The sequence below is a fragment of the Pseudomonas putida genome, assembly GCF_028682475.1.
Classification (GTDB): Bacteria; Pseudomonadota; Gammaproteobacteria; order Pseudomonadales; family Pseudomonadaceae; genus Aquipseudomonas; species Aquipseudomonas putida_AG.
In genome coordinates this window covers 1-324 of record NZ_JANHLE010000134.1, presented here as the reverse complement: position 1 = coordinate 324, position 324 = coordinate 1, and the positions used below count along the sequence as shown (strand labels likewise).

Genomic DNA, 324 nt, shown 5'->3' with positions numbered 1-324 from the left:
ACGGTGGGTTTTGCCGTCGACGTAACAGACTTCGCGGCGTTGGCGGTTGAAGCGTATGGGATAGGATTTGGCTGCGGCGTAAACGCTGGATAGCATTCCGTATATGTAACCGCCGAGTGGAATAGTCCCTAAAAGTGCAAATCCCGCAAAAACCGCCACAAACATCATTAGGTCTTTTAATGGATCAGTGAAGTTATCTGGATAGAAAATGACGCCAGATAGAACAATAAGGGACGGAACTATAAAGGCAAGAGATATAAGCATCCATATTCCAGCGGCCAGTATTTTTCCTTGTTCAATCATCCCTCGATTATTACCACCCAG

General features: G+C 46.0%; 1 pseudogene. It reads right to left on the bottom strand.

Going from position 1 to position 324, the window contains the following annotated elements:
- Positions 1 to 324: pseudogene (locus tag NPS47_RS25510) on the bottom strand (hypothetical protein); the annotation flags it as partial.